This window comes from Methylobacterium platani (assembly GCF_001653715.1).
GTDB classification, from domain to species: Bacteria; Pseudomonadota; Alphaproteobacteria; order Rhizobiales; family Beijerinckiaceae; genus Methylobacterium; species Methylobacterium platani.
The window spans coordinates 33,944-58,922 of sequence record NZ_LWHQ01000074.1; the positions used below are offsets into that span (position 1 = coordinate 33,944).

At 65.1% G+C, this 24,979-nt stretch carries 27 protein-coding genes, 1 pseudogene and 2 riboswitches; of the genes and pseudogenes, 16 read left to right on the forward strand and 12 right to left on the reverse strand.

Annotated elements, in window-relative coordinates:
- Positions 1 to 37: 37 nt before the first annotated feature.
- The 4 genes from A5481_RS32945 to A5481_RS35460 all read right to left on the reverse strand — a co-directional run bounded on the left by A5481_RS32945 (position 38) and on the right by A5481_RS35460 (position 4,653).
- Positions 38 to 865 carry a hypothetical protein gene (locus tag A5481_RS32945; RefSeq protein WP_082173228.1) on the reverse strand — a complete coding sequence of 276 codons (828 nt, stop codon included), beginning with the start codon at positions 863 to 865 and terminating at the stop codon, positions 38 to 40.
- The gene (locus A5481_RS28515; protein WP_048435176.1) at positions 862 to 3,141 is read right to left on the reverse strand and encodes an anti-phage 6A-MBL system cap2_3 protein; all 2,280 of its coding nucleotides are present in this window, start codon (positions 3,139 to 3,141) and stop codon (positions 862 to 864) included. The genes A5481_RS32945 and A5481_RS28515 overlap by 4 nt, the downstream gene beginning before the upstream one ends.
- The gene (locus A5481_RS28520) at positions 3,134 to 4,288 is read right to left on the reverse strand and encodes an anti-phage 6A-MBL system MBL-fold protein (protein WP_048435177.1); all 1,155 of its coding nucleotides are present in this window, start codon (positions 4,286 to 4,288) and stop codon (positions 3,134 to 3,136) included. The genes A5481_RS28515 and A5481_RS28520 overlap by 8 nt, the downstream gene beginning before the upstream one ends.
- 71 nt (positions 4,289 to 4,359) lie before the next feature.
- Positions 4,360 to 4,653, reverse strand: coding sequence for a hypothetical protein (locus A5481_RS35460; RefSeq protein WP_245238963.1), 294 nt, complete (start codon positions 4,651 to 4,653; stop codon positions 4,360 to 4,362).
- Positions 4,654 to 4,769: 116 nt separating this feature from the next.
- Between A5481_RS35460 and A5481_RS32955 the strand changes: the two genes are divergently transcribed.
- The 5 genes from A5481_RS32955 to A5481_RS28535 all read left to right on the forward strand — a co-directional run bounded on the left by A5481_RS32955 (position 4,770) and on the right by A5481_RS28535 (position 8,194).
- Positions 4,770 to 5,090 (forward strand): helix-turn-helix domain-containing protein, encoded by a 321-nt coding sequence (locus tag A5481_RS32955; protein ID WP_082173230.1) that lies wholly within the window; start codon positions 4,770 to 4,772, stop codon positions 5,088 to 5,090.
- Entirely contained in the window at positions 5,087 to 6,016 is a 930-nt protein-coding gene (locus tag A5481_RS32960) for an ImmA/IrrE family metallo-endopeptidase (protein WP_082173231.1), read from the forward strand. The genes A5481_RS32955 and A5481_RS32960 overlap by 4 nt, the downstream gene beginning before the upstream one ends.
- A 322-nt stretch (positions 6,017 to 6,338) precedes the next feature.
- Complete coding sequence (locus tag A5481_RS28525; RefSeq protein ID WP_048435178.1) at positions 6,339 to 6,743, forward strand: hypothetical protein; 405 nt, start codon at positions 6,339 to 6,341, stop codon at positions 6,741 to 6,743.
- 124 nt (positions 6,744 to 6,867) lie between these two features.
- Complete coding sequence (locus tag A5481_RS28530) at positions 6,868 to 7,329, forward strand: hypothetical protein (protein ID WP_048435179.1); 462 nt, start codon at positions 6,868 to 6,870, stop codon at positions 7,327 to 7,329.
- 142 nt (positions 7,330 to 7,471) lie between these two features.
- Positions 7,472 to 8,194, forward strand: coding sequence for a phosphoribosyltransferase family protein (locus A5481_RS28535; protein ID WP_048435180.1), 723 nt, complete (start codon positions 7,472 to 7,474; stop codon positions 8,192 to 8,194).
- A gap of 369 nt (positions 8,195 to 8,563) precedes the next feature.
- Here A5481_RS28535 and A5481_RS28540 read toward each other — a convergent pair whose 3' ends face one another.
- Positions 8,564 to 9,625: a tyrosine-type recombinase/integrase gene (locus tag A5481_RS28540; RefSeq protein ID WP_048435181.1), complete on the reverse strand. Its 1,062-nt coding sequence runs from the start codon at positions 9,623 to 9,625 to the stop codon at positions 8,564 to 8,566.
- A gap of 254 nt (positions 9,626 to 9,879) precedes the next feature.
- On the opposite strand from A5481_RS28540, the gene A5481_RS28545 reads away from it, so the two are divergent.
- Genes A5481_RS28545 through A5481_RS28555 form a run of 3 tightly spaced genes read left to right on the forward strand, consistent with a single transcriptional unit; the run spans position 9,880 to position 10,791 of the window.
- Positions 9,880 to 10,143 carry an AbrB/MazE/SpoVT family DNA-binding domain-containing protein gene (locus A5481_RS28545; protein WP_048435182.1) on the forward strand — a complete coding sequence of 88 codons (264 nt, stop codon included), beginning with the start codon at positions 9,880 to 9,882 and terminating at the stop codon, positions 10,141 to 10,143.
- The gene (locus A5481_RS28550; protein WP_048435183.1) at positions 10,140 to 10,526 is read left to right on the forward strand and encodes a type II toxin-antitoxin system VapC family toxin; all 387 of its coding nucleotides are present in this window, start codon (positions 10,140 to 10,142) and stop codon (positions 10,524 to 10,526) included. The genes A5481_RS28545 and A5481_RS28550 overlap by 4 nt, the downstream gene beginning before the upstream one ends.
- A gap of 16 nt (positions 10,527 to 10,542) precedes the next feature.
- On the forward strand, positions 10,543 to 10,791 hold the full coding sequence (locus A5481_RS28555; RefSeq protein ID WP_048435184.1) for an AbrB/MazE/SpoVT family DNA-binding domain-containing protein: 249 nt from the start codon (positions 10,543 to 10,545) through the stop codon (positions 10,789 to 10,791).
- A 154-nt stretch (positions 10,792 to 10,945) separates the two neighbouring features.
- Here the strand turns inward: A5481_RS28555 and A5481_RS28560 are convergent, their stop codons facing one another.
- The 3 genes from A5481_RS28560 to A5481_RS28565 form a co-directional block, all read right to left on the reverse strand.
- The gene (locus A5481_RS28560) at positions 10,946 to 12,394 is read right to left on the reverse strand and encodes an IS1182 family transposase (RefSeq protein WP_048435185.1); all 1,449 of its coding nucleotides are present in this window, start codon (positions 12,392 to 12,394) and stop codon (positions 10,946 to 10,948) included.
- Positions 12,395 to 12,467: 73 nt separating this feature from the next.
- Positions 12,468 to 13,004: a GNAT family N-acetyltransferase gene (locus A5481_RS35960; protein WP_082173232.1), complete on the reverse strand. Its 537-nt coding sequence runs from the start codon at positions 13,002 to 13,004 to the stop codon at positions 12,468 to 12,470.
- A gap of 147 nt (positions 13,005 to 13,151) precedes the next feature.
- Complete coding sequence (locus A5481_RS28565) at positions 13,152 to 13,397, reverse strand: hypothetical protein (RefSeq protein WP_048435186.1); 246 nt, start codon at positions 13,395 to 13,397, stop codon at positions 13,152 to 13,154.
- 213 nt (positions 13,398 to 13,610) lie between these two features.
- On the opposite strand from A5481_RS28565, the pseudogene A5481_RS28570 reads away from it, so the two are divergent.
- The 8 genes and pseudogenes from A5481_RS28570 to A5481_RS28605 all read left to right on the forward strand — a co-directional run.
- Positions 13,611 to 13,907, forward strand: a pseudogene (locus A5481_RS28570) (integrase core domain-containing protein); the annotation flags it as partial.
- Positions 13,908 to 13,986: 79 nt separating this feature from the next.
- Positions 13,987 to 14,475 carry a CobW family GTP-binding protein gene (locus tag A5481_RS35965; RefSeq protein ID WP_425339750.1) on the forward strand — a complete coding sequence of 163 codons (489 nt, stop codon included), beginning with the start codon at positions 13,987 to 13,989 and terminating at the stop codon, positions 14,473 to 14,475.
- Positions 14,472 to 14,831, forward strand: a complete 360-nt coding sequence (locus A5481_RS35970) for a CobW C-terminal domain-containing protein (protein WP_064504457.1) — start codon at positions 14,472 to 14,474, stop codon at positions 14,829 to 14,831. Before A5481_RS35965 ends, A5481_RS35970 begins: the two co-directional genes overlap by 4 nt.
- Before the next feature lie 152 nt (positions 14,832 to 14,983).
- A riboswitch (cobalamin riboswitch) is annotated at positions 14,984 to 15,198 on the forward strand.
- Between the two features lie 124 nt (positions 15,199 to 15,322).
- Entirely contained in the window at positions 15,323 to 16,105 is a 783-nt protein-coding gene (locus A5481_RS28585) for a hypothetical protein (protein ID WP_053082439.1), read from the forward strand.
- Entirely contained in the window at positions 16,105 to 18,270 is a 2,166-nt protein-coding gene (locus A5481_RS28590; RefSeq protein ID WP_053082440.1) for a TonB-dependent receptor, read from the forward strand. Before A5481_RS28585 ends, A5481_RS28590 begins: the two co-directional genes overlap by 1 nt.
- A gap of 110 nt (positions 18,271 to 18,380) precedes the next feature.
- A complete protein-coding gene (locus tag A5481_RS28595) occupies positions 18,381 to 19,283 on the forward strand; it encodes an ABC transporter substrate-binding protein (RefSeq protein WP_082173233.1) in 903 nt (300 codons plus the stop codon).
- Positions 19,284 to 19,296: 13 nt separating this feature from the next.
- Entirely contained in the window at positions 19,297 to 20,289 is a 993-nt protein-coding gene (locus A5481_RS28600; RefSeq protein WP_048435188.1) for a FecCD family ABC transporter permease, read from the forward strand.
- Entirely contained in the window at positions 20,286 to 21,038 is a 753-nt protein-coding gene (locus A5481_RS28605; protein ID WP_048435189.1) for an ABC transporter ATP-binding protein, read from the forward strand. Before A5481_RS28600 ends, A5481_RS28605 begins: the two co-directional genes overlap by 4 nt.
- Before the next feature lie 172 nt (positions 21,039 to 21,210).
- Here A5481_RS28605 and A5481_RS34995 read toward each other — a convergent pair whose 3' ends face one another.
- From A5481_RS34995 to A5481_RS28615, 4 genes are all read right to left on the reverse strand, one after another.
- Positions 21,211 to 21,402, reverse strand: coding sequence for a hypothetical protein (locus A5481_RS34995; RefSeq protein WP_082173234.1), 192 nt, complete (start codon positions 21,400 to 21,402; stop codon positions 21,211 to 21,213).
- Positions 21,403 to 21,435: 33 nt separating this feature from the next.
- On the reverse strand, positions 21,436 to 23,565 hold the full coding sequence (locus tag A5481_RS28610; protein WP_082173235.1) for a TonB-dependent receptor: 2,130 nt from the start codon (positions 23,563 to 23,565) through the stop codon (positions 21,436 to 21,438).
- 54 nt (positions 23,566 to 23,619) lie between these two features.
- Positions 23,620 to 23,822, reverse strand: a riboswitch (cobalamin riboswitch).
- A 425-nt stretch (positions 23,823 to 24,247) separates the two neighbouring features.
- Positions 24,248 to 24,400 (reverse strand): hypothetical protein, encoded by a 153-nt coding sequence (locus A5481_RS34290; RefSeq protein WP_156311934.1) that lies wholly within the window; start codon positions 24,398 to 24,400, stop codon positions 24,248 to 24,250.
- A gap of 39 nt (positions 24,401 to 24,439) precedes the next feature.
- Complete coding sequence (locus A5481_RS28615; protein WP_048435190.1) at positions 24,440 to 24,979, reverse strand: AAA family ATPase; 540 nt, start codon at positions 24,977 to 24,979, stop codon at positions 24,440 to 24,442.

A 24,979-nucleotide genomic window follows, 5' to 3' on the forward strand; every position in this document is an offset into this window, starting at 1 on the left:
TGGGTATTCCCTAATTACTGACCGACGGCCTTTACCGTCACAGATTTTTCGACTCGGAAGCCTTTTTACGCTGCCGCGACTTTGCTGGCATTGCAGCGCTCTTGGTAGCCTCTGACAACACAGGGCGAGCGCGAGGTGACTTTGCCGGGGCTTCACAGAAAGCCAGCAATCTCTGCGCATACGCTAACGAAGCCTCTGCCACCGCCCCTTTCGTGACAAGGAACACCCATCCGAAAAGGAAGATGGTGAGTGGGATGCAGATTGCGACGCCGAGCCACAAACGTTCGCCTGTAGGCATCGCCAGCGCAAGTAGGAGGCCATGCACCACGAGCGCGGTGACGCTCAACGCGATGCCGAACGGCTTGAGACCTAGAAGATTACGCTGGAACCCGTAAGATATGTTTTCGTCGAGAAGAAGAGATGCCCCCGCACTAATTCGACTGTGCTCAAGCAACCAGTCGACCGCCGATCGCGCGCGGCGGAAAGCCTCCTCCGGCCCCACCTTTTCCTCATCAAACGTCGACAGTGCCCTGTCATGTCGCAGCAAGTAGGCGTGATAGCGAGCCTTGGTTTCAGCCACGAGCGTGTTGTCGGAGTGCGTCAGGAGCTTGGCGGTATGATCTCGGCCTGCCTTACGTTCGAGTCTGCGCTCTATGACCCTTCCACGATTTCTTGCAAGTTGCGCGATGGCGTAGAGCACGCCGCACGCGCTGCCAACGGCCATGATGGAACTTACGACGGACCATACCCCTGGGTACCAGTACAGGGCGACACAGAAGGTTGGGAGCAACGCCAGGAGTGCTGGCTTCAAACGCGCGTTCAGTTCGTAGCGGCTCAGGCCGACGTGCCGGAGAAGGTCTGTCATTCGGCTACGCGCTCCATCGCCAACGCAGAAAAAGCCTGAGCACCGAGTTCGGCGGAGAAGAACGAATAGCCTTCGGGATGGGCGATCAGCATGAGCACCGGGAAGAACTGGCGAAGTGCCAAACGTGCAGCGGTCGCAGCATCTAATGCTGACGGGCCACTCGGGACGAGGTGGTTGTGCCAGGTCCCCAGGACGTAGAGCGACCCGCCGCTCTCCTCGAGAAGTTGACGAACGGATTGCCTCAGGCCCTGGACCCCCAGCACGAAACGTTCGGCGGAAAACACGCTGTCGGGCGGAGCGGGCAACAGGTCGACGATCTGGAAGGCCTCTCCGACCTGCGAGTACCGGCCGACGATTACCCCCCCTGTCTCGACGCCAGGACGCGCGGCGATGGCCGCTCTGATCTCGGAGTCCACCCTTGGGCTGATCCTGACCTCGACAGCGCCACTCCGCACCACGATGCGGGGTTCGATCTCGGCTGACGTCCACGACTGAGAAAGCCCATCAGACAGGATATGCCCGACGCGCAAGGTTCCTTGCTCAGGCGCCTCATCTCGCCGGAGGTAGCCGCATACTGTCTGAGCCAGACCCGCTGCGAGCGCGCTGAGGCGGTCATCAGGCATCGGGAATGTCAGAGCACCGCAGCCCTGTCCGATGTCGATCGCCTGCGCCTCCGCACTGAAAACGCTGCTCCTGAGCCCTTCGTCCTTGGCGAGGATGCGGTAGGACTCTGCGGCAAGGTCGCTCAGGTTGGGGTTACCGTTCACCCCTTCGAAGGCAGCGTAAGCGACACTTCCTGCACCGAGGAGGTGAGCGTCGGCAAACCTCGGCCTTGCCTCCCACTCACGGAAGGAGACGACCTCGCGGAGCAGGCTGGAGCCGGTCGTGTTCACGACCAGGCGGCAATCGCCGAGCTCCACGCGTCCCTCTGCGGAGGCACACAGTTCCTCCACGCTGCCGATCTCGAAACGCGGCTCTTGTCGGAAGCCCAAGAGGGTATGTGCCAGGACCTGCGCCTTGTACGCCATGGCCCCGCCGCGGACGTCCGGCTCCGGCAGCAAGGCGTGACGAGCGTAATTGTGTGGCGCCATCGTTGCGCGGTCCACCATGTCCGTCGGCCCGAGGCCGCGCCTCGCTGCATGGACGGCGATTTTCGATCCGACACTGCCGCACCCGAGAAGCGCCCAGCGTGGCCTGTCGGCTTCTACCGGATCGCCGGACGCTCGCCGCAGAAGGTTCACCGAGATGTCGTCGCGAACCCCGCAAAGGCGGACGTGTCCGATGCCCCTCAGCAGATCGCCGCCGGGTTCCAGGTCGAGAAGGTAGGGGCAAATCTCAATGCTCGAGGTGCTGCCGACGAGAGCGAATGGCCGACGCACGAGAAAGATGACAGGCAACGGGCAGGCCTGGAACCTGCCCTGATCCAACCGGAACGCGATATGATCGAGCTTGGCTCTCAATATTTGGGCACATCGGTACAGCGTCGCCCGATGCATGAGATCTTCGACCGTCTCGACGTCCTCCGGAACGGCTGTGTCGATCACCGTCGGAGCTCCGTTTGAGTCCGGGGCGGAGACCACAAGGGCGATGCCCCGGCCCCTGGCGGTCGTCTCCGATACCTTGCTTTCGCTGCATTGAGCCTTGGCAGGATCGACCCGGACGGCCGGATTGAGCGCGACCCGCATCATCCGCTTGCCGTCGCCTAGGTCGAACCGAAGGTAGTCCGTGGCAACCACAACGCATTCGCCCGACGGAACCGCCAACTCCCGGATCACGTCGGGGTCGAGGATGATCTCGTCGTCGACGCGATTGCGGCGGACAGGCTCCCAGCCATGCTGCGGGTTGTTCAATTGCAGCATGGCGGCTTTGTCGAGCCAGTCCGCGAGCTGGTCGAGATAACCCGAGAAACCGCGGGCCTGGATGAGTTCGGACGGGAAGGCTTGCACGACGCAAGGCTGCGGTGGCAGCCCAAGCGATTTGGGCACTGGGAGGAGGTGGGGATGGGTGCGGTCGAAGTCTGCCCGGAGAAAGGCCCGGGGCGAACCCCGGGGGAAATCCGACGGGAAGCGAATGGTGACGCTCTCGATGGACCGGACGCCGCTCGGACTGACACCGGCGACGCGCCACGCGGACGGCAGCTCCTGCGCGATGTCGAGTTCAGCCCAGACTGAACCGTCCTCGTGCGATTCCTCGACGCGCACGGCGCGCACGGCCGGGTGAGCTGTGGAGATCCGCAACGCCCTGAGGACGGCGGGTGCGATCGTGGCATCAGCCATGGGCCAGGGCCTCACTGCCGACACCCGTGGCAAGGCCGCCGGCCACCCCCGCAAGGAGACGGGACGGCTTGACGCCGAAATAGCTGATGCTGATCTCCAGCGGATCGTCACCCGGCTCATCCGCGACACACCGGAAGGGGCCGGAGACGGGTTTGAGGATCGCCTCATACTCCCGCTTCGCACGGATGCAGGGAGGATCGCGGTTGTCGTCCAGGATGGCGTTGCTGCTGGAGACGATGATCGCGCCGGACGCTGCCTGAGCGAGCGCCGATCTTGCCCGTTCCGACACCACGGCCTTCTCGCGCTTCTCCGACCAGCTATCCCAGGAGAGGCTGTGCCAGCTGCAGTGATGCGGCGCCATCAGAACGTCATAGGTCAGTTCCTGGTCCGTGTACCTGTCGCGGACCCTCTCCCAGATGGCAACCTCGGCGTCGCCGCCGAACAGGAAGCGCCCGGCCGTAGGATTGCCACCGGCCGCCAGGGTCAGCCGCACGATCACGCTGGAGTTGTTCTTCGAGAGGACCTCCGCCTCCGCGTCGTCATCGGCGAGCATCGGCGCCATAAGCAGCCCGGAGAACGTCGCATCGGTGACGCCGCAGATCGTCGAGAAGACCGATCCGGCCGAGACGAGGATCGGCAGGAGGTCGCCCGTCTTGCCATCGACGTCCTCGCCCAGGATCTGAATGCGGTCGCCATCAGCGAGCCACCTCTGTGCCCGGAACAATCTGACCCGGCGGCGAGCCTCGTCGCGCCATGCCTGCGCATCCTCGCACAGGGTATGCCCGCCCTTAGCGTTCTTTCGATCGGCGCGGCGGAAGACGATCGGCGACGACCACATCTCGCGGATAACGATCTTGTCGTCGGCCTTCACCCACGAGGCAGGGGGGCCGAGGTGGAAATGGCGCCGCAAGCCCGCGCAATGGTCCTGGTCCGGATGCGTGAGCAGGAAGGCATCGACGAACAGGCGCCCGCTGGCATCGCGGGTGAGGCGGTCGCGAAGCTGGGCGCCGACGTCAGGGGCATCATCGTTCGGATCGTCAGCTGCGACGCCGATCTTGCAGTCGATGAGGAGGCAACGGCCGCTCTCTAGCACCATGAGAGTCATGTCGCCGTTGCCAACCTTGAAATGGGTAGTCTTGGCGGACATCGCCGTCTCCTTGAGATCGCTTAGGCCAGACAGTTGACAGGGTTGCTGTTGAATTCGCCCGCCGCTCGATCTCAGGCGTTCGGCGTGTCGCGTCCGTCCGGCTCGCGGGCCACCCCCTTGAAAGGAGTGCCATTGTCCTTGACGCCCATGAGTTGACCCGTGCGCTCGTCGCGCTTCTGCCAATGCCCGTCAGGACGCTGGAACTGCGTTCTCCCGGTCACTGCTCCCCGACGGAAGCCGTTGCCCGTGTTCTTCGCCATCTCCAGCCCCTCGTCCTTGAGTTGCGGCGCTCTGCGGCGCACCTGCGCCGCATGCCGAGCGGCACCTCCATCATAGGCGTGCCAACCGCTTTGATGGTACGTCATGTATCGCTACTCCGAACAAAGTGGGCGCCTTGTTCTTCGGAGTCAAGGGACCTACGATACGCCTACAGCGAACAAGGGGATAACGCGGATATGGCCATGCACGGACGACGGCATCGATGAGTTTCGGTCCAAGGATCAAGGAACTTCGCACAGCCAAGCGGATGACGCTCGACCAGCTCGCTGCCGCGACGGGGTCTTCCAAAAGTTATGTGTGGGAACTCGAGAACAAGAACCCTCCGCGACCGTCAGCAGAGAAACTGTCTGCTATCGCTACCGCGCTTGAGGTTACGGTAGATTATCTCCTTGGGTCTGACAGACAGTCTCTCGGCGATGCGCAAGATCAGGCTTTCTTCCGAGAGTACAGTGGTATGAACCCGGACACGAAGCGGCAACTCAGGGAGATCGCTAAGACACTAGGCGGTAAGCGGCCGACATGAAAGGTGCCCTGCCGCAGCCACTCAAGGAGGCGAACAATCTGACGATGATGCTGGACACCGTGCTCGGGCTGAACAGGTTCGAGGATGGACCGGTCGATGTCGAACGCTTGGCCATCGAATATTCCAAAATGACGGCACCAGCGACTCCGATCCGCGAGGTCATCGACCGCGACCTGTCAGGCTGTGTCGGCGCCCTCGTCTACTCTGATACCCCTCCGCGGCAATGGGGCATTGTCTGCTCAACCGGACAGTCCCCGGGACGCCGCAACTTCACGATCGCCCATGAATTCGGGCACTACGTTCTCCACCGCAAAATGATCGAGGACGGGGGCGAGTACGACGGCGGCATCTATTGCGATGAGGGTAACGTCCACCGAGGAGAGGGACCTGATATCGAGCGACAGGCCGATCAGTTTGCGGCCAATCTTCTCATGCCCTTTAATGACTTCCGGAAGTCGCTTTCGGCGCGGACGCGTCCGGACTTCGAAGTTCTTGGAACTCTTGCGACCCGTTACGGCGTTTCACTAACCGCTGTGATCCTGCGGTGGCTCGAGTTTACGCAGACCCGGGCCTTGGTGGTCGTTTCGAACGAGGGACTTGCGCACTGGGCCAAAGCCAGTGAAGCGGCCTTCAAAAGTGGGGCCTTTATCGCCACACGGGCAAACGTCTACGAATTGCCCTCAGCTGCAACGGCGGTGACGGGAGACCATTCAGACGAAGCGAAGACCGGCATTTTACGACCCGGTGGATGCTGGTTCAGCGAACCTGTACTCGAGATGTGTATCCGGTCTGACCGCTATGATCGCGAGATCACTCTACTCCACCTCGAGGACGACGATCCGCATCATCACGATGATGAACCGCCCGAAGATACTATAGACTTCTTTCACAAAACCGACAGGACCCGGAGATTTGATACAACTTAAAGACGTTCGAACGCCGCGCACCTCGTGCGTCCCCGGCGCGGCTTATGGTGGGACTAGCAACGCGGAACCCGCTCCGCCAGCGGATCGACACCCCATAGGGCCAAGACCCATTCTACGGGGCTTGGGGAGCAAAGCGACGAGAGCCGCGGTGCCGACCGCAAGGGCGGCAGGCGCCATCCTTTCTTCGTCGGACAACTGCGGGCTGGCCTACCTTACGTCGCTGACCTGACCCTCCTGTCGTACCAGAAGCGTGAGCTTGCAAACTGGGTATCGTCCACACTCTGAAACTGTGCCAGCATCCGAAGGGGAGAAGGAAGCGCATATGGAAGGGCACAATTTCGAACGACTGAAGGCTCACATACTGCCCCGCTCCGTCGCGCAAGAGTTCAACGCGGCGCGATCAGAGTGGGATCTGATGTACGTCGAGATGAGCGATGAGCCTGACCATTGCCCATGCGGGCAGCAGATTTTCGAGCACTGCTACATTCGCAACCGTCTCACGCGAAGCGAGACCTATGTTGGAAACGTCTGCATCAACCGGTTTCTGGGGATCGACACCGGCAACCTCTTTGACGGCTTGAAAAGGATCCGCGACGATCCTTCCGCGAACGCAAACGAATCGTTGATCGAATATGCGAGGCGAAACGGGTTCCTTTTCGACAAAGAGTATCAGTTTTTGCATAGCACTAAGCTCAAGAGGAAGCTCAGCGGTCCACAATTGCGATGAAAACTAAAAATTAACCGCCGCATTCTCGATCGAACGGTAGTCCGTCAGCGAACGAATAGGCCATCGACGTAACGGGTTCGAGGCGGCATCCCTCGTTGCATGCGGCAGATCGAGAAGGTGTACCATGTGGAGCATCGTTAATTTCGGCAAGTGGAAGGAGAAGGGCAAGACACTGCCGCAGATCATCGTGAGCGATCCGGACTGGTTCTTCTGGGCAATGGAGACCGACTCGTTCCTCGGGTCCTTGAAGGCCGAGGCCGCGATGCTGGCGCGACGGGCGCAGTCAATCAGATTGCCGGCAAGCTATGGAAACGATCATTGCATCCAGTACATGCTGACGCCTGACAGAAAATTTGCGGATTTCAACATCATCCCATCCAATCGGCCAGCTCATCTGGGATCGAGCTCGGAGATACGACGTGCGTATCTCAGTCTTCGCATGCCACGCGAGATCAACGAGTACGACAAGCTTGGCGGTAGACAGATCATTAGAACCTTCAAGTACCATTGGTTCAACAACAAAAATCTGACGAAAAAGGCTGTTGAGACTTTCTTTGACACGGCCTCCCACTTCGAAAAGCCGTAGCCAGCGTGGGAGGATCGCCGCACGTCGGAGCTCTTGCGTAGGATCGGACAAGCCTACAGATATTAGCTCATAATGGACCGTCCAGCGGCTTGCCTCACCTGAGCGCCTACGGGTTCCAGAGCACGAGGCGTGAAAGACCGGTATGGGCATTGAGGTGTCGGCTACGAAGGTCGTGACGGTCAACGACGCTCACCAGAATGGTGTCGATACGTCGATAGAAGCGAACCCGACTCATGGGCGACTGAAGGGTATCTGGCTCACCCACGTCTTCAGCCGCAACCGGAAAGGTGACCGCCGCGACGACGGCAATCCCCTGATGCACGCGCTGAAGGGGCGACGGGGATACTCCATCATGCCGTTCTGGGAGCAGCAGCTCCTGACGCGCGCGGAGCGTATCCTTGCGAAGGTGAGTGGGGATCTGCAGGGTTTTGACCACTGCATGCCGATCCCATCGTCCTCACCGTTCTGCGCTCGCTTCGCTGCGCTCGTGTCGGCGGCGTCTGGAGCACCGCTTCTCGAACCCTCATTCCTGTGCAAGAGACAGGTCGGCGAGCTCCTGGTAGAGGCGCGCGCCGCCCCCCCGAAAATGCGTCCTGGCTTGAAACGGGACTTCACCTCTCAGCTGCACGCGTGGGAGCAGATGGACCCGGCGTCGATCTACCAGGCTAAGGACCTCGACGTTAACCTGCGCCAGTTCTTTGGCGCTTTTGCGCTGACCGGCGATCCGCCGGAGGTTCGGGGCACGCGCATTCTCGTCGTGGATGACCTGTTCGCGAGCGGGTCATCGCTCCTAGCTGTGAGGGAGATCCTTCAGAGCCGGCTCGGTGCCGAGGTCGCGTGTGTGTGCTTTCTCAGCGGTGTGTAAGGCCAAGATCGTTATCTTGACCCGGCGCGTTGGGGCGCTTAGATACAGGCCACTGGAGCGATCCACGACCTTGTATCAACCTCAGGGTCGTTAAATATGAGGCAAGGCCTAAAAACCTTGCAGGTCCGTGCTGGCACCGTGTCCCGAGGTCATACCCATAAGGGGAAAGTATCGGGAGGCCGCGAAGCGGGTGGCAAGAATACGAAAAGGGAGGCTGAAAAGCCTCCCTTTTTCGCGTTCGGTGCCTGCATGGTGTGAGCCGACTCGGAGATTGCGCTTCTTACAGCCTTCGTCCCTCTGCAGACTTAGCTGCTCCGCGGGAGACAGGCCAATGCTTAAATTTGATATTAGGAGCACAAAACACGCATCTTATGCCCTGTTCTGTAGTGTCGCGAGTTTCCGGGCGGCACCACGCTGTGCGCGTAGGCGCTCGCCATAGCGGGCCGGCATGGTCGGTGTTTTCCAAGACCCGGCCTGCATTACCTCGAGCAGCTCGAAGCCAGCCGCGAACATGTCCTGGGTCGCTCCGACGCGGGTCGAGTGCCCAGAGGGGAGGCGTCCGAGCTTCAAGCCGGCCGCCGCAGCCAGCGCTCGGAACACCCGCGCCACGTCCCTGTCACCGAGCGCGCGCGCGCCGACCTTGCCGCCCTTGGTCAGCGGCCGGAACAGCGGCCCACTCTCAAGCCCGGCCGCGGCGATCCAGGCCTCGACATGGCCCATGGTGTCGGGGGCGAGGTACTTGATCGCGCCTTCGCCTTCCTGGTCGGCTTTCGACCGCCGCACGAGCACGGTGCCCGAGCCGTCGGCGCCACGCTCCAGATCCCCTATATCTAAGGAGACGAGCTCGGAACGGCGCAGCAGCGTGTCGTAGGCGACCGCCACGAGGGCGGTGTTGCGCAGAGCGATCAGCGGGGATCCGCCTTCACCTTCCGACACCCGCCGATGCAGGCGCTCGGTCGCCTTCGTGGCGAGCATGCGGTCGATGCTGGTGCGGTTGAGGGGCTCGGCCTGCTTCTGGCGTCGGCCCTTGGTGCGGTTCATCCGTTTGATCGCGAGCCGGACGATCTCGTCGGTGCAGGGGTTAGGCAGGCCTGCGGCCCGGTGCAGTGCGGCGATCGACGAGCGGTAGCGTTCGACCGTGGCGCGCGATTTCACTACGGCCTGGGCGTCGATGAAGGCGGCAATCGTCTCGGGAGTTGCGGGCAGCATGGTCCGACCGGTCTCTCGGCACCAGGTGGCGAAGATCCGGCTGTCGGCGGCGAAGGCCCGCACCGTGTTGTCGGCGAAGGCACCGTGTGCGGCGCGGGCGTGCGCCTCCACGCGCTCGATCAGGATCTCGTCGGCCGGCGGCAGCGCTGCGGCGAGCGGGACCGGCAAGGCCGGCGCCTCGTGGAGGGATTCAGGGGGCGGGTCGGCGCGGTCGAGGTCCATGGGCGGACCCTAACCGATCGCACCCTAACGATCCACTAATTAGGTCCGATAGACGCTATTATCGGTAGCAATCTGATGCCTCAAAATCGGTTGTCATTATGCTCCTCTGAGACTGCCGTGCGCCGCCGCCATTCGGGCATGACCGACTCCAGAACCACTCATACCGGTGGCATTGAATGTCACTTCGATAAAAATGACATTTCCTTACCTACCTGATACGATGCCCTTCTCCCCTTGAGAGAAACAGCCATTCCATGACGCTCGTTACCGATGTGAAGCTGGCTGCAAATGGCCGCATGCTTCTGCCACAGGCTGTCCGCGATGCCATGGGTATCACAGGCGAGACGCGCATCATCGTCACCGTCGATGGCACCGAGGTACGCCTATCGCCGATCAAGAATGTGGTCTCGAAGCTGCAAGCCCTCTATCGCGAGCATGCCACGCAGGATGCGGATTCGGCTGCCTTCCTCGACGAGCGGCGCGAAGATGACGCCGATGGGCAGGATGCCAAGGTATGAGCAATGTCGTCTTCGACACCTCGGCAGTGGTCGCCCTGCTGCGGGGTGAGCCAGGAGCGGACGCGGTGGCGAGCCGAGTTGGCCAAGCCGCCATGTCGACCGTCAACCTCCAGGAGCTGGTGAAGGCGCTGCTCCTGCGCGGCCTGACGCGGCCTGTGATCGAGGAGATGGTTCGTGAGCTGCGCCTCGACCTGCACGCCCACGATCGCGACGCAGCCTTTCGCGCGGCCTTCCTGACCGAGGCGACACGCCAGCATGGCAGTGGGCTTGGCGACCGCACCTGCATGGCTCTGGCGATCAAGCTCGGCGTGCCGGTGATGACGACGGATCGCGCCTGGGCGAGCTTGGAGATCCCTGGCTTGTCGGTCGAGGTGATCCGCTGACCGGGAGGGCACTGGCATGGCCTCGCATTCCGCCACGATCCACGAGGGCGGTAGGATCGCCATTCCCGCCGACCTGCTGCACGAGCTCGGGCTCCAGGACGGCGACACCGTTGTTCTGGATGTGGTCGAGGGCGTACTCCGGGTTCGCTCGCGCGACGCGGTGATCGCCGAAATCCAGGCACTCGTCCGGGGGTTCGTTCCCGAGGGCGTCAGTGTGGTCGACGAGCTGATTGCGGAGCGGCGTGCCGAGGCGGCGAGGGAGTAGGCGTAGGACTGGTGCCTCCAGGCCCGCCGGGGTCAAAACCCAATCAGCTCGACCGTCCGAAGGGCCGTTGAGGGTGCAGGCTGTGTGAGAACGCGGTTTTGGTGGATGGGCAGGTGAGTGAGCCCTTGCAGCGAACTCGCGTGCACAGGTCGGCTCACGCCCGGATCGCCGTGATCAGCGCTCCAACCCCGAGGATCTGGATCATTCTCTTCATGTTGTAGGCCAGAACCTGCAAGCTCATTTCGGTTCTGACCTTCGCCAGTGTTCGGGTCAGGAAGTGCGTCGCCCCCATCCAGGCCTTCATCGTGCCGAACGGATGCTCGACGGTCTGGCGACGGATCAGCATCGCCTCCGGCATCCTATCGAGCCGCTCCTGCATGGCATCGAGCACGCCCTCATGCACCCAACGCTTGATCCGCCTCGCCTTCGTTGGCGTGCAGCGAGGTTTGAGCTCACAATTCGAGCAAGCCGTCGGATTACTGTAGGGATCCATGGCGTCATCACCGGACTGGCGGTCAGACCGGGCAGCCCCCTTGGTCAGATGCTGGCCGGCGGGGCATGTGTAGTGGTCTTTCTCGGCGTCGTAGATGAAGTCTTGTCCGGTGAAGAGGCCTCGCTTGGCGTGGTTCGAGGTGAGGGTCTTGGGCACGCACGGCAGGAGGCGAGTGCCTTCACACGCCAGAACTTGATCGCCGTTGAGGTAGCCCCGGTCGGCCAGCACCGTGAGTGTGGGGCATCCCGTCGCCTCTTGGGCCAGGAGCCCCATCGGAACGAGCTGGGCGCGGTCGTTGCCGATGTTGGTCACGGTATGGGCGACGATCAGATGGTGCTCAGTATCGACGGCCGCCTGAACATTGTACCCGACGATCCCAGTTCCCTTGCCGCGGGTCGCCATCGCGCGAGCATCGGGGTCGGTCAACGAGATCTGCTGGTCAGGTGCTTCCTCGACCTGCTGACGCATGGCTTGCAGGTCTTTCATCTGCTCGCGCAGAGCTGTGATCTTCTCGGTGAGCCGCGCCGTTCGTGCCTCGGCGATATCACTTGGCTGGCGGTCGGCTCGGTCCAGGGCCGCGAGATAGCGGGCGACGCTCGCCTCGACCTGAGCCAGACGCGCCTCGACCTTGGCCGCAGTAAAATTCTTGTCGCGATTGTTGACAGCCTTGAATTTGCTCCCGTCGATCGCAACGACCGCCTTGCTGAACAGGTTCAGCCGACGACAGAGGACGACGAACTGTGCGCAAACGGCCTGGATCGCGGATCCATTGTCCTTGCGAAAGTCGGCCAGGGTCTTGAAGTCGGGCATCAGCCGGCCGGTCAGCCACATCAGCTCAATGTTGCGCTGGGTCTCGCGTTCGAGACGGCGGCTCGACGGGACGCGGTTGAGGTAGCCGTAGAGGTAGATCTTGAGAAGCGTCGCCGGATCATAGGCTGGACGGCCAGTCGCCTCAGGTACGGCTCTGGCAAACCCGAGGGTGGCAAGATCGAGTTCGTCAACAAAGACCTCGACGAGGCGGACCGGGTTATCCGCTGTCACGTAATCATCAAGGCAATCAGGCAGGAGCGTGCTCTGACGACGATCATCACCGGCGATGAAGCGGGCCATCCCGACCTCCTCAGATCGGGAGAAAGCTTAGCAGATCAGGGCGTTTTCACACAGCCTCGGTGGAAAGCAGCCCTTAAGCGCGATGCATGCGGCTCTGGCCGTAAGCCTCAACGGTGGATGCCTCGAACGGCGCTGGGAGCATGGTTGGGCCGATCCTTCGAGATCCCAACCGCTTTGCCACGGCGATCGAAGGATGGTTCTCCGGGTCGATGATATGGATGACCTCTTCCCACCCGAGATAGTTGAACACCCAATCGATGCAGGCTCCCGCCGCCTCCGTAGCGTAACCCTTTCCCCATGCCGAACGAGCCAATGACCAGCCGACCTCTGGTCCAGGCCAGCCCTCGGGTTGCCAGGGCCCAGCGTGACCGATCCAATGGCCCGTGTCCTTCTCAATGATCGAGAAGTTGCTAAACCCACGCACAACCCATGCGCCGACGTAGGTAGAGAGGCTTCGCCACGCCACTGATCGAGGCTTTGGCCCTCCCAGGTAGCGGGTAGCTTCGGCATCACCCATTAGGGCGATCCACGCCTCCAGATCGTCCGCCGTTGGCGGTCTGAGAACGAGACGGGGTGTATCGAGGGTTGGGCCAAGCATCACAGATACCATACCGCCGAGACCGAATGCTCGATGTCTAGGGCATGGCTCTAAGTCCGAAAAGGGTCGAAAGCTGCTGTTCACAACGGTCAAGCTGATCGGTTTTTACCCTAGGTCGCAGGCTGCGCGAGCCTGGTGCAGGCCCTGGGAGCGGAGCCCTTACCCCACCGGTGCCACCAGCACCGCCGTCCTTACCGCCTGCCGCCTTCGCTCCGGCGTCGCATCCTCGACGGCAAGCTCGTCGGTCGACCACTTGTGCGCGAGGACGGCCGCGGCGACGTCGAGGCGTTTGTCGCCGATCTCCAGCACGACCGGCTGAGACGGGTCGGCGAGGTAGGCCGAGACCGACGCGTCGAGCGCGTCGCGGGTCAGGAGCTTGGCTCGAAAGGCTTCACCGCCAGTCATCACATCTTCACCCGGTCGATTCCTGCGCAAAGGGGGGGCCCCTGAGTCTCACCATGAGACTTTTGGTACAGGTCCCGCTCCCCCCCTCCCGCCGCCCCGAAGGGTCATGCGCGGGGCCTCTCCAGTCCCACCATGGGAATTTTGGTACAGGTCCCGCTCCTGGTCAGCCCCCGTCGGAATGGTCCGCCCTGAAGTATGGCTTTGAGCCGACGGAAGACGGCCTACATCACGCCTGGCTCACCGTGGGAGAACGGCTACATCGAGAGCTTCAACGCGAGGCTACGGGACGAGCTGCTGAACGGAGAGATCTTCTACTCTCTGCGAGAGGCGCAGATCCTGATCGAGAGCTGGAGGAGGCACTACAACGGGGTTCGGCCGCACGCCTCGCTCGGCTATCGCCCGCCGGCCCCAGAGGTATTCGTGCCAGCCTTAACCGCTTGGCCGGCTGCGCTCGCCCGACCGGCTCCGCCGGCCAAGCTACCCGTGGTGGAAAGGCCCACGGTCCACTAACATTCCACTCGGGCCACCTCGTGGGGGCTGACCACCCATCGCAGCAACCTTCGACTTCCGCGACGAGACCGGCGCGAGCCTGTCGGATGTCGCGCGGCTCGACACCATGGTGACCGTGGTCGACGCGGTGAACTTGATGAAGGATTACGACTCGCGCGACTTCCCACGCGACCGCGGCGAGACGGCCCGGGAGGAGGATGCCCGGACCCTGGTCGACCTCTTGGTCGAGCAGATCGAGTTCGCCGACGTCGTGGTCGTCAACAAGGCCGACGACGTCACGGACGAGGAGCGCGTCCGGGTCATCCAAGTCGTGCGCGGGCTCAATGCCGATGCCTGCATCGTCCCGGCTAGCCATAGCCGATTAGCCCTGGCGGAGGTGCTGGAAACCGGTCTCTACAGGGATGAGCGGTCGCAGACTCATCCGCTCTGGTACCGCGAACTGTTCGACTTCGCCAAGCACGTACCGGAGACCGAGGAATACGGTATTCGCAGCTTCGTGTTCCGGGCCCGCCGCCCATTCACCCGCGCAAGTTCTACAATCTCGTCGAGCGCGGCTTCCCGGGCGTGATCCGGGCCAAGGGGCATTTCTGGATCGCCTCGCGCCCGGACTGGATCGGCGCGCTCTCGATCGCCGGACAGATCACCCGCACCGAAGGCCTCGGCTCCTGGTGGGCCGCCGTGCCGAAGGCGCGTTGGCCCACCAGCGAGGAATTCGCGTCCCTAATGCGCCGGCATTGGAGCCCGAGCTGGGGCAACCGGCGCCAGGAGATCGTGTTCATCGGCGGCCCGGACATGGACGAGGGGGGCGATCCGCTCCGCCCTCAATCCCTGTCTTGTCGGCAGCGTCACGACGGGGCTGACGAAGGCGCAGAAGTGGCTCGACGATCCGTTCCCGGTCTGGGGATCGTGAGCGGAGGAAGATAATCGCCCAGGCGTCTTCGCCCGTTGAGCGTCGGACCCGGCATCGTTCCGCGACAGACACGGTCTGTCACACAATGGCAACAGACGGGAGTCGATCCGGCCCGTCATCCGTTGGGAGACGCGACTGCGATTGACAGCAGGGTGGACGATCCCCGACGACCGACATCGGTCAAGGTTCCCGTCATCCCCTGGATGGCGGGCTAAGAGGGAATCCGGTGCGGCGCGCCATGCGCCCAGGCCGGAGCTGTCCCCGCAACTGTAAGCGGTGAGCCATCCGTCGAGCAGGGTCACTGGTGCACGAGCACCGGGAAGGCCGGACGGATGGCGGCGACCCGCGAGCCAGGAGACCTGCCCTGACCCTGTTTCGTCTCGTGGGCGGGGTGTCCCGGCGGGTCGCGCACATGCGCTGCCGGTGCTCGGCCGCGCATGCCTCGCGTCCTCGGTCATCCCCCTGCGATCCTCTCTCATGACGGTTCGGGGAAGGACCATCGGACTTGGAACGCATCTCAGGACAACCTGGCACGCCATCGCGCCCGCCCGAGATCGTCGATGACGGGATCGACCCGCTCGAGCTGTATGCCTCCGGCATCGACGCATCCGACTACGTCGAGCGGATCGCCCCGCTGCTGCGGGCGGCTCTTCCGCGCGTCGGCGATCTCCTCGATGTCGGAGCCGGCGGCGGCCAACTCGGTGCAGCCTTGCGCGACCCCGACGCCGCCTGGACCGCGATCGAGCCGGCGCCGGCCATGCAGGCCCGCCTGCAGGCGCTCGTGCCGCCGCCGGTCCTCGTACCGGCGGCGTGGCGGGACGCCGACCTGGCGGCCGGGTTCGCCGACACGGTGCTCGCGGCCAACATGCCGGGCCCCCTCACCGAGGCAGCCCCGTTTCTCGCGCGCTGCCGCGCCTGGGCGCGACGCAACGTGGTCTGGCTGGTCCCGGCGCAGAACGGTCCCCGCAGTCTCTGCCTCGCCGGATGCCTGCCACGCGAATGGCACGGCGAGGACGAGACCCCGGGCGTCGACATCGTCCTGAGACACCTGCCGAGAGCCGACCATCCGGCGATCGTCGCCCGGGTCGACTGGACCTTCCGGGCGATCGTGCCGAGCGTGCCGGGGATCGCCGCCTACCTCGCCAGCCGGCTCGGCTGGGAGGCCGACGACCCGCGCCGGCCCGCCTTGTCCGGCCATCTCGCGGCCCAGGCCGAGCCGGTTCCCGGCGGCCATCGCCTCAGCGTCCCGCGCAGCTCGGCCGTTCTCGTATGGAGGACAAACTCGTGATGCCCCGCCATCTCCGGATGCTCGCGCTGGCGAGCGGATGCGTGCTGCCGGCTCTCGCCTTCGCACAGGACCAGGCCAACCTTCGCCTCGACGAGATCGTGGTCACCGCCACCGGCCGGCCGGAGCCGCGCTCCGAAATCGCCGGCACCGTGCAGGTCATCGACCACACGATGATCGAGAACTCCACGGGCAAGTCCGTCACCGACGTTCTCGCCGAGAACGCCGTCGGCTTCTTCTCGGAATGGACCCCGGGCCAGACCTCGATCAACATCCGTGGTGGCGCCACCGACGGCCAGGGCAAGGATTTCCGCAGCCAGGTCCTGGTACTGATGAACGGCCGGCGCGCCGGCACCGCCAACCTGTCCAAGCTCTCGATCGCAGATGTCGAGCGCATCGAAATCGTGCGCGGTCCCTCCTCGGTGATCTACGGCAGCCAGAACATCGGCGGCGTGATCAACATCATCCTGAAGACCGGGCGGACCGCGCCCGGCACCCTGGTCGAGGGCATCGGCGGCGTCTGGGGCCTCGCCCAGGGACGCGCTCAGACCGGTGGCGTGGTCGGGCCGTTCGACTACTATCTCGGCGTCTCGGGCGCCAAGCGCGACGATTACTATGGTGGCTCCGGCGACCGCATGGCCAACACCCAGTGGAACCGCATGGGGATCGCTGGGGCGCTCGGCCTCCAGATCGACCCGAACCAGCGCGTCGAATTCACTTTGCGCACGGACGGGATCTACGGTGTCGGGTTCCGCGGCTCCGGCGGCAACCTCTATAGCCGCGACGACCGGATCAACGGCTCCTTCGACGCGAGCTATACCGGACGAACCGAGGATGGCCGGGCGAGCCTGTTCGCGCAGGTCTACAGCGTCACCGACGAGGACCGCTTCAAGTGGGCCTCGCCGATCCAGCGCGGTGGCACCGGGCTGCCGGTGCCGGGCACCCGCGCGGACTTCAACACCCGCGACCTCGACATCCTCGGCACCCGCTTCCAGCCGCGCTTCAACCTGTTTTCCGGCAACGACGTGCTGCTCGGCTGGGATTGGGAAACGAGCCGGCTCCGCTCGGACCGCTTACGAGCCGGCGTGCCGGGGAATCCTCTCGCCCAGGTCTCACCGCAGGACAACAACCAGACCGACCAGTTCCACGCCCTCTACCTGGAGGACACGCAGCGCCTGCTCGACGACCGGCTGGTGCTGCGCGCCGGCGTGCGCCAGACCTACGGCACGACAAGCTTCGATTTTACTCCCTACCTGACCGGCCAGATCAACGGCGCGCGGCCCTACGAAGCCACGACCTACTCGGTCGGCGCCACCTACAAGGCGACCGATTGGGCCGCGTTCCGGGTCGGTGCCTCCTCGGGCTTCCGCGCACCAACGGCAACGGAGATCGCGGCGGACTACAACACCTTCGGCGGCGGCCGGATCTTCGGCAACCCGGCCATCCGCCCCGAGACGAGCGAGCAGGTCGAGGTCGGCACGACCCTGACTCATGGCGCGTCCCGGCTCGACGTGGCACTGTTCCAGAACATCATCTCGGACCGCATCACCACCCGCTCGCGCGGCGCGAATTCCAATACATCGGACTATATCAACAATCCAGGTGACGTCGTCATCCGGGGCATCGAGGTCCAGTACGAGACCGACATGATCCGGTCCATTGGCTGGGAGCCGGGGGTGTGGCACTGGCGGGCTTATGCCAATGGCAACTACAACTTCGACATGAAGGACGAGGGCGCGCGTGCCGTGCCGACGGCCAATACATATCGGGTCGAGCGGGTCTACGAGTACCAGCTCGCGCTCGGCACCCGCTTCGGGCAGGCCGGCATCCGGTATCCCTGGACAATCCAGGTCCAAGGCGTGCTGAACGGCCCGGTCTGGTACAACACCGAGGAGAACCTGCGCGTGCCAGCGGCGGAGCCGTACCGAGATTACATCTGGCGCAAGGACCCGTTCGTGCTGGTCAACCTGCGCGGCGAGGTCGATGTGATGCCGGGAGTGAAGCTGTTCGCGCAGGTGCGCAACTTGTTCGACGTGAACTACCACCCGCTCTTCATCGCCATCGCCGGACAGCAGCCGACGCTGGCCGACCTGCGCTTCTACAATGGTGGCGGCGGCACCTCTGCGCCGGGCCGCGACGTGCAGATCGGCCTCCAGGCCCGGTTCTGACCATGCGCGTCGCGATCCTCTGGGGCCGAAGCAGATTTCGCAAAAGTGGTCACCGGTTTTGCGGCGAAAATCTGCGACACGACCACCAACGAGGCAGACGAAGCGTTGGCGTGCCAATACAAGTCTGCCTCGTGCTCCTCGGCCTCGCCGCCACGCTCGTCGCTGCGCGCCCCGCCCGGCCCGAGCCGATCCACCTCGTTGATGCGCTGGGGCGGCACGTCGTCCTGCCGGCGCCGCCGCGCCGGATCGTGACGATCTTCTCGTCGAACACCGAGCTGGTGGCAGCCCTCGGGTTGACCGATCGGATCGTCGGCATCGACGCGCTGACCCGCTACCCACCGGAGGCGGCGGCGAAGCCCGTCGTCGGCGGCCGGCTCGGCTTCTCGGTGGATGCCGTGGTGGGCCAGGAGCCCGACCTGGTTCTGGTCACACCGGCGCGCCAAGCGGCGCATCTCCTGCTCGCCCCGATGGAGCGGCTCGGCGTGCCCACCCTCGTCCTGACGAGCCGCACCCTCGGCGAGGTCCTCGACAACATCCGCCTCGTCGGACGGGCGACCGGGGAGCCTGCGCGCGGGACCGCCGTCGCCGACACCCTGGCGGTCCGTCTCGCACGAGTCGCCGGTGTGGTCGCGGGGCGGCCTTGCCCGCGCCTCGTCCTGGTGACGGGGCGGCTCGGGAACGGGCTCGTCCTCGCTGCACGGGCGGGCACCTACACGGCCGATGCCGTCGCCCGGGCCGGGGGCTGCCTGGCGCTGACCGGATCCGGCAGTCTCGCCCAGGTCTCGCCGGAGGCCCTGCTCGCCGCCGATCCGGACGTCCTGCTCCTGGCGGGCCGCGACGCCGAGCTGCGCGAGCTGACGGCCCGGCCCGGCTTTCGCGACATGCGCGCGGTTCGCGAAGGCCGGGCGCATGTCGTGCCGCGCGCCGAATTCCTGATCCCCGGGCCGCGCACCGTGGACGGGATCGAGCGCCTCGCAGCGCTCCTGCACCCGAACCCCGAAGGGCATCCATGAGCGCGCGCCATCCATGAGCATCCCCTTGCGCATCGCGAGCCGGCTCCTGCCGCTCCTCGTCCTCGCGCTCGCCTTCGGCATCGCGGCCGGGCACGACTGGGCCGGGCCAGCCCGGATTGTCCGGGCGCTCGGCGGCGCCGAGGATCTCCGCTCGCGCCTGCTCCTCGAGTGGCGGCTGCCCCGCGTCCTTGCCGCCGCTTTGGTCGGCAGCCTCTTGGGGCTCGGCGGAGCGATCTTCCAGGGCGTGTTCCGCAATCCCCTCGCCGAACCCTACCTGCTCGGCTCGGCCGGCGGCGCGGCGATCGGGGCGACGGTGGCGCTGCTCGTTCCCCTCGGCCTGCCCTCCTCCCTGGCGCTCGGCGGGTTCTCCTTCCTGGGGGCCTGGGGGGCGACTCTCATGGTCCTTGCCGTCGCCCGGGGGGCCGGCACGCGCGATGCCGCCGGCCTGCTGCTCGCCGGTGTCGCGGTCGCGGCGATGCTCGGGGCGGTCCGCTCCTTCCTGATGCTCGCCCTCTCCGACGAGAGCGTCAGCCTCCAGGTCGTGCTGAGCTGGACGCTGGGGGGCGTCCAGACGCCGACCTGGGAGGGGCTGGCCTGGCTCGCCGGACTCTCGGGCCTCGCCCTCGGGGCAAGCCTGCGCCTTGCGCACGGCCTCGACCTCCTCGGCCTCGGCGAGGATCAGGCGCAGGCCTTCGGTCTCGACACGGCACGCTTCGTCGCCCGGGCGATCCTGGTCGGCGCCGCCACCGTCGCCCTGGCGGTGGCCTATGGCGGCCTCGTCGCCTTCGTGGGATTGACCGCGCCGCACGTGGCCCGCTGGTGGGTCGGGCCGCGCCATCGCGGCTTGCTGCCGGTCTCGGCCGCCATCGGCGCGCTCCTCGTCATGGTCTGCGACGGACTCGCCCGCTCGGCACTGCCGCCGGCGGAGATCCCGCTCGGGCTCGTGACGGCGGCCGCGGGCGGCCCCTTCTTCCTGTTCCTCCTGCGCCAGCGGATGCGGGCATGACCCGGCTTCGCGCGGACGACCTCGTCGTGACGGCCGGCCCTCGCCGCCTGCTGGACGCCGTATCGGTCGATCTCGCCCCGGGGAGCCTCGTCGGGCTGATCGGGCCGAACGGAGCCGGAAAGTCGACGCTGCTGCGCGCCCTCGCCGGCCTGCTGCGTCCCGCCGCCGGCCGCGTCACGCTCGACGGGGCGCCGCTCGCCGACATTCCGCCCCCCGAGCGCGGCCGCCGCATCGGCTACCTGCCCCAGAGCTTCCAGCCGGCCTGGGACTACACCGTCCGGGAAGTGATCGAGCTCGGCGCAAGCCGCCGTCCCGGCGCCTCGCTCGCGATCCCGGATATTCTGCACGACCACGATCTCGCCGGACTCGCCGAAAGCTGCTGGTCGCAGATCTCCGGCGGCGAGCAGGCCAGGGCGCTGCTCGCGGCCACCCTCGTCGCCAGGCCGGACGTCGTCCTTGCCGACGAGCCCGGCGCGAGCCTCGATATCGGCCATCGCCTCGACCTGATGCGCCGCCTGCGGGACTGGGCCCGGCACGGGATCGTGGTCGTCGTCCTGCACGACCTCGATCGTGCGGTCCTCGATTGCGACCGGCTCGTGCTGCTGGAACGCGGCCGGATCCTATGCGACGGGGCCGCCGCTACGGTCGCGGTCTCGCCGGAGCTCGATCGTGTGTTCGGCGTGCGCTTCGAGCGAGGCCATCTCTCTCCGACGATGGATTCCTACCTGCCGATCAAGCGCCGAACGTGATTCCCCTGAAGCGCGGCCGTTTCGCCCGAGCCGACGTCGTCTCGCTGTGTGTCGCGGGATTTCATCGTCCTGATGCCATGAATGCTGACCCGTCCGCGAGCATCCGGACAACCAGACGCTCGCGCCGGTCAGGCCACCCGGTTCAAGCCCGGGTAAAGCTCAGAGGAGTGGATCAAGCCGCCCGGCGGCCGTGGGCCTTGCCTCGGCGTGAGACCCCGAGGCCCTTGCGGGCATCACACTTGAGACCGTGGCTGTGCCAGCCCTCGACAGGCGCCTGTTGCCAGCCGCGATGGCAGCCGTGAGCCGCAGCCGGGCCGATCCACAAAACCGTCAGCAGGCCGATCGAAGCGGCAAGGGTGCGCATGAGGTAATCCTTCCAGGCGAAGGAGATCGGGCGTCAGAACCGGCCGGCCAGGGTCAGTCGAACGGCCGTCGGCTCGACCGGGTGGAAGTGCCGATCGGCAACGCCGGCAGCGTCCTCTCCCGGCAGGCGGGACACGTAGTAGTAGGTGATCTGGTCGGCTTTGGCGTTCGTCAAGTTCAGCACGTCGAGGGAGAGGCTGACGCCATTGTCGAAGTTGTAGCCGACCCGGCCGTTGAGGAGTGCCGTTGGCTTCGAGCGCACCGAGTTGTCCTCGATCAGGGGACGCGGTCCGAAGTAGCGGAAGCGCAAGGATCCGAACCAGCCCAGGCCCTCGCCGAAGGTGATGCCGGCCGAGGCGATGGTCGTCGGCGCCTCCGGCACCCGCTGGCCGACCGGATCGCGGTCGGAGAACCGGGCATTGGTGATCGTCAGGTCGCCTTCGAGCGCCAGCCAGGGCGTGACGGCGTAGTGGTTGCTCCACTCGATGCCGAAGCGGCGGGTCGGCCGGCTCGGCTCGGTGGTGCCGGTGTCGCCCTGGAACAGGTTCTCGGAGGCGAAGTCGAGCCGGAACAGGGCGAGACTGGTCTCCAGCCCGCCGATCGAGCGGTTGCGGATCCCGACCTCGTAGCCGGTCGAGGGCACCAGGAACGGCGAGCGGGAGATGTTGAACAGCGGGCTGACCGGGTCGACTGTGGCGGTGACGCCGCGTGCGTCGTTCGAGTGGAAGCCGCCGCCATAGTTCACGTATAACTCGGTATCGAGCCACGGCCCGAACACCGCCCCGAGCTTCGGATTGACGATGCCGTCGCGAGCCTTGCCGGAGTTGGCCGGCGTGTCGGAGCGGACGTCGGCATAGTAACCGTCAGCCCGGAAGCCGACGCTGGTGCGCAACCAGTCGGTCCAGCGCACCCGGTTCTCGTAGTAGAAGGCGGCGCTCGCCTCCAGCACCCGGTCATCGAGCACCGTCGAGCGATATTGTCGCGCGGTCGTGTTGAACAGGCCGACCCGGATGTCGTCGGTACGGGTCTGCACACCGATCTCGTTCTCCATCGGCAACCCGAACAGGTCGCCCTGAAAGACGCGGGAGATCTCACCACCGCCGAGCACGCGACTGTCGCGCTGCCTGAACTGATCGCCGTTGACGGGATCGTTGAGGAAGTAGGTGAAGTTGTTCCAGAGATTCATCTGGTAGCGGATCACGTAAGCCGAGGCCCGGGTGACGCCGCCGGCATCCGACTGGCTCCAGCGCCCGGAGAGCGAGAAGCGCCCGGTGTCACCGCCATCGGTCGGATCGAGGGTGCCGTAACGGCCGATGATCCCCTCGGAGACCGCCCGCTCCGGGATCTGATTGGTGGCGTTCCACTTCGCCCAATAGGCCATGCCGGTGACGGCGAACCCGTCCGTGGCGGTGCCCTGGCTGTAGCGGGCAACGCCGTTGAGCTTGCGAAGGGCATCGGGCACGACCCATGGCCCGTCATAGGTCTGCGCTTCGCCGGCGACGAGCAGGTTGCCGGCACCGAGCGGTACGGAAGCGGCCGAGAGCCCGCGCCTGTAGCCGAAGCTGCCCAGCGTGGTGAGCGCGATGTTGCGGTCGAGCTTGTCGAGATAGTCGATCCGCACCGAGCCGGCGGAGGCGAAGTCGCCGTCGCGGACGAAGTACGGGCCCTTGTGGAACTCGACCGCGCCGACGAGTTCGGGGATCAGGAAGTTGAGATCGGCGTAGCCCTGGCCGTGGGCGTGGGTGCGCATGTTCACCGGCATGCCGTCGACGTGGATGGCGATGTCGGTGCCGTGGTCGAGATTGAAGCCGCGTAGGAAGAACTGGTTGGCTTTGCCCTCGCCGGAATGCTGGGTGACGATCAGGCCCGGCACCGCCTCCAGCACCTCGCCCGGGCGGGTAACCGGGCGGCTGTTGATCGCTGCGCCGCTGATGACACCGGCGCTCGCCGCCTCGACCGGGCGCAAGGCGCCGCCGATCCCGGTGATACCGCCGGGATAGCCTGCGCTGGCGGCGGCGCCAGTGGAGGCAGGCGGGGGTGCGGCAACCTCGATCTCGTCGAGGCGGATCTCGCCGGCGGCTTGCGCCAGGGCAGGGACAGGGAAGCCAGCGGCAAGTGCCGCAAGGAACCAGGGATAAGAGACGCGCACGTCAAGAGCCTTCATGGCTGTGGCACGTCACTGTGGAGGCACCGATACACCCCGTCCGGCACGGCCCACATGTGACCACGGCTGACGGCAGGTCTCCTGGCTCACGGGTCGCCGCCCGCCATCGTCTTCCCAGGGAGGTCTTGCGTCCCCAGTGACGTAAGGTGATGGTGGGCTCGCCGCTCACAGTTGCGGGGGCAGCCGCGGCATCGGGCTCGTACCCTCACCGCGTTCCCTTTTTATCCCCGAAAGGAACCGTCCTAATGACGTATTACAGCCGCGATCCTGACCGTCAATCGTATCGTGGACGATCCAAGCAGGTGTGATCTCTCAGGCACAGTACCGGTGCATGAATCAGCGCTCTGGGTACTCAAAAATCGATCGATGGCACACTCTTGTGAACGAACTTTACCCGCGCCTGACACGCAGGCCGAGCCCAGCACAAAGGTTTGACGAGCTGTCCCTGTCCCAGGCCTCACAGCGACTTGAGCGGGCAACCATCCACGCACGAAATATTATAGATATTTTTTCAATTTATCATATGTACGAATACTACTACCGGCCAACGAAGTGGTTATATCGAGTGCAGGAGATTGCATGAAATTACGCCAAAAGGTGCTCAACATCACTGATTTTCATTCTCTCGCTGTGCAAGGGACCGGCGGCCCGCCGCGGTCAAGATGTACTCGCAGAACTGCGACTATGGATGGACGCGTCCTGTCGCTTCGATCAAGCCTAGCTTCAGCAACTGCTTCGTCGTCGCGGTGGCGGCGTAGTAACGTGGTGCCCCGGCAAGCAGCCGCAGCCGATAGAGAAGCGTCGGCTTGAGGATGACGTCGCTGGTTTGGTCCACGGAACTGCCGCCTTACGAGACGATGAGCAAGGGTGTCATTCAGACCGGGATGACCTCGATCCGGTCAGCGGGCAGCGTCCGCCACCAAGCGTCCGGTGCCCGGAACGCCTCGTAGGTCAGCCGGAGAACGTCCTCGGGTTGGCGGTGGGCCGGGTCGAGCCGGCCCCGCGCCTTGTTGCGCGCCACCAGCACCTCCCAGGGCACGTCGAACAGCTTCCACTCGACGGCGAGGCCGTGTGCCTCGACGATCGCGAGCTCGCGCGCGAAGACCTCGCGCGTCAGGTGGGTGTCGGCCATCACCACGCTGAAGCCCTGCGCGAGGGCGGCTTGCAGCGCCGCCTCCTTCACCCGGTGCAGCAGGGCTTGCGCCTCGCCGTCGTAGCCACCGCGCCGCACCTCCCAGTACATCTGGCGGTCGGGCGGCCAGAGCGCCTGCCGCAGGTCGTCGAGGGTGAGGTGCACCCAACCCTCGCGCGGATCGAACCGGCGCGCGTAGGTCGTCTTGCCCGCCCCCGGACAACCGATCAGGCCGACGACCCGCTGGCGGGGCATCAGCCCACCCTCGACGATCGGGGACAT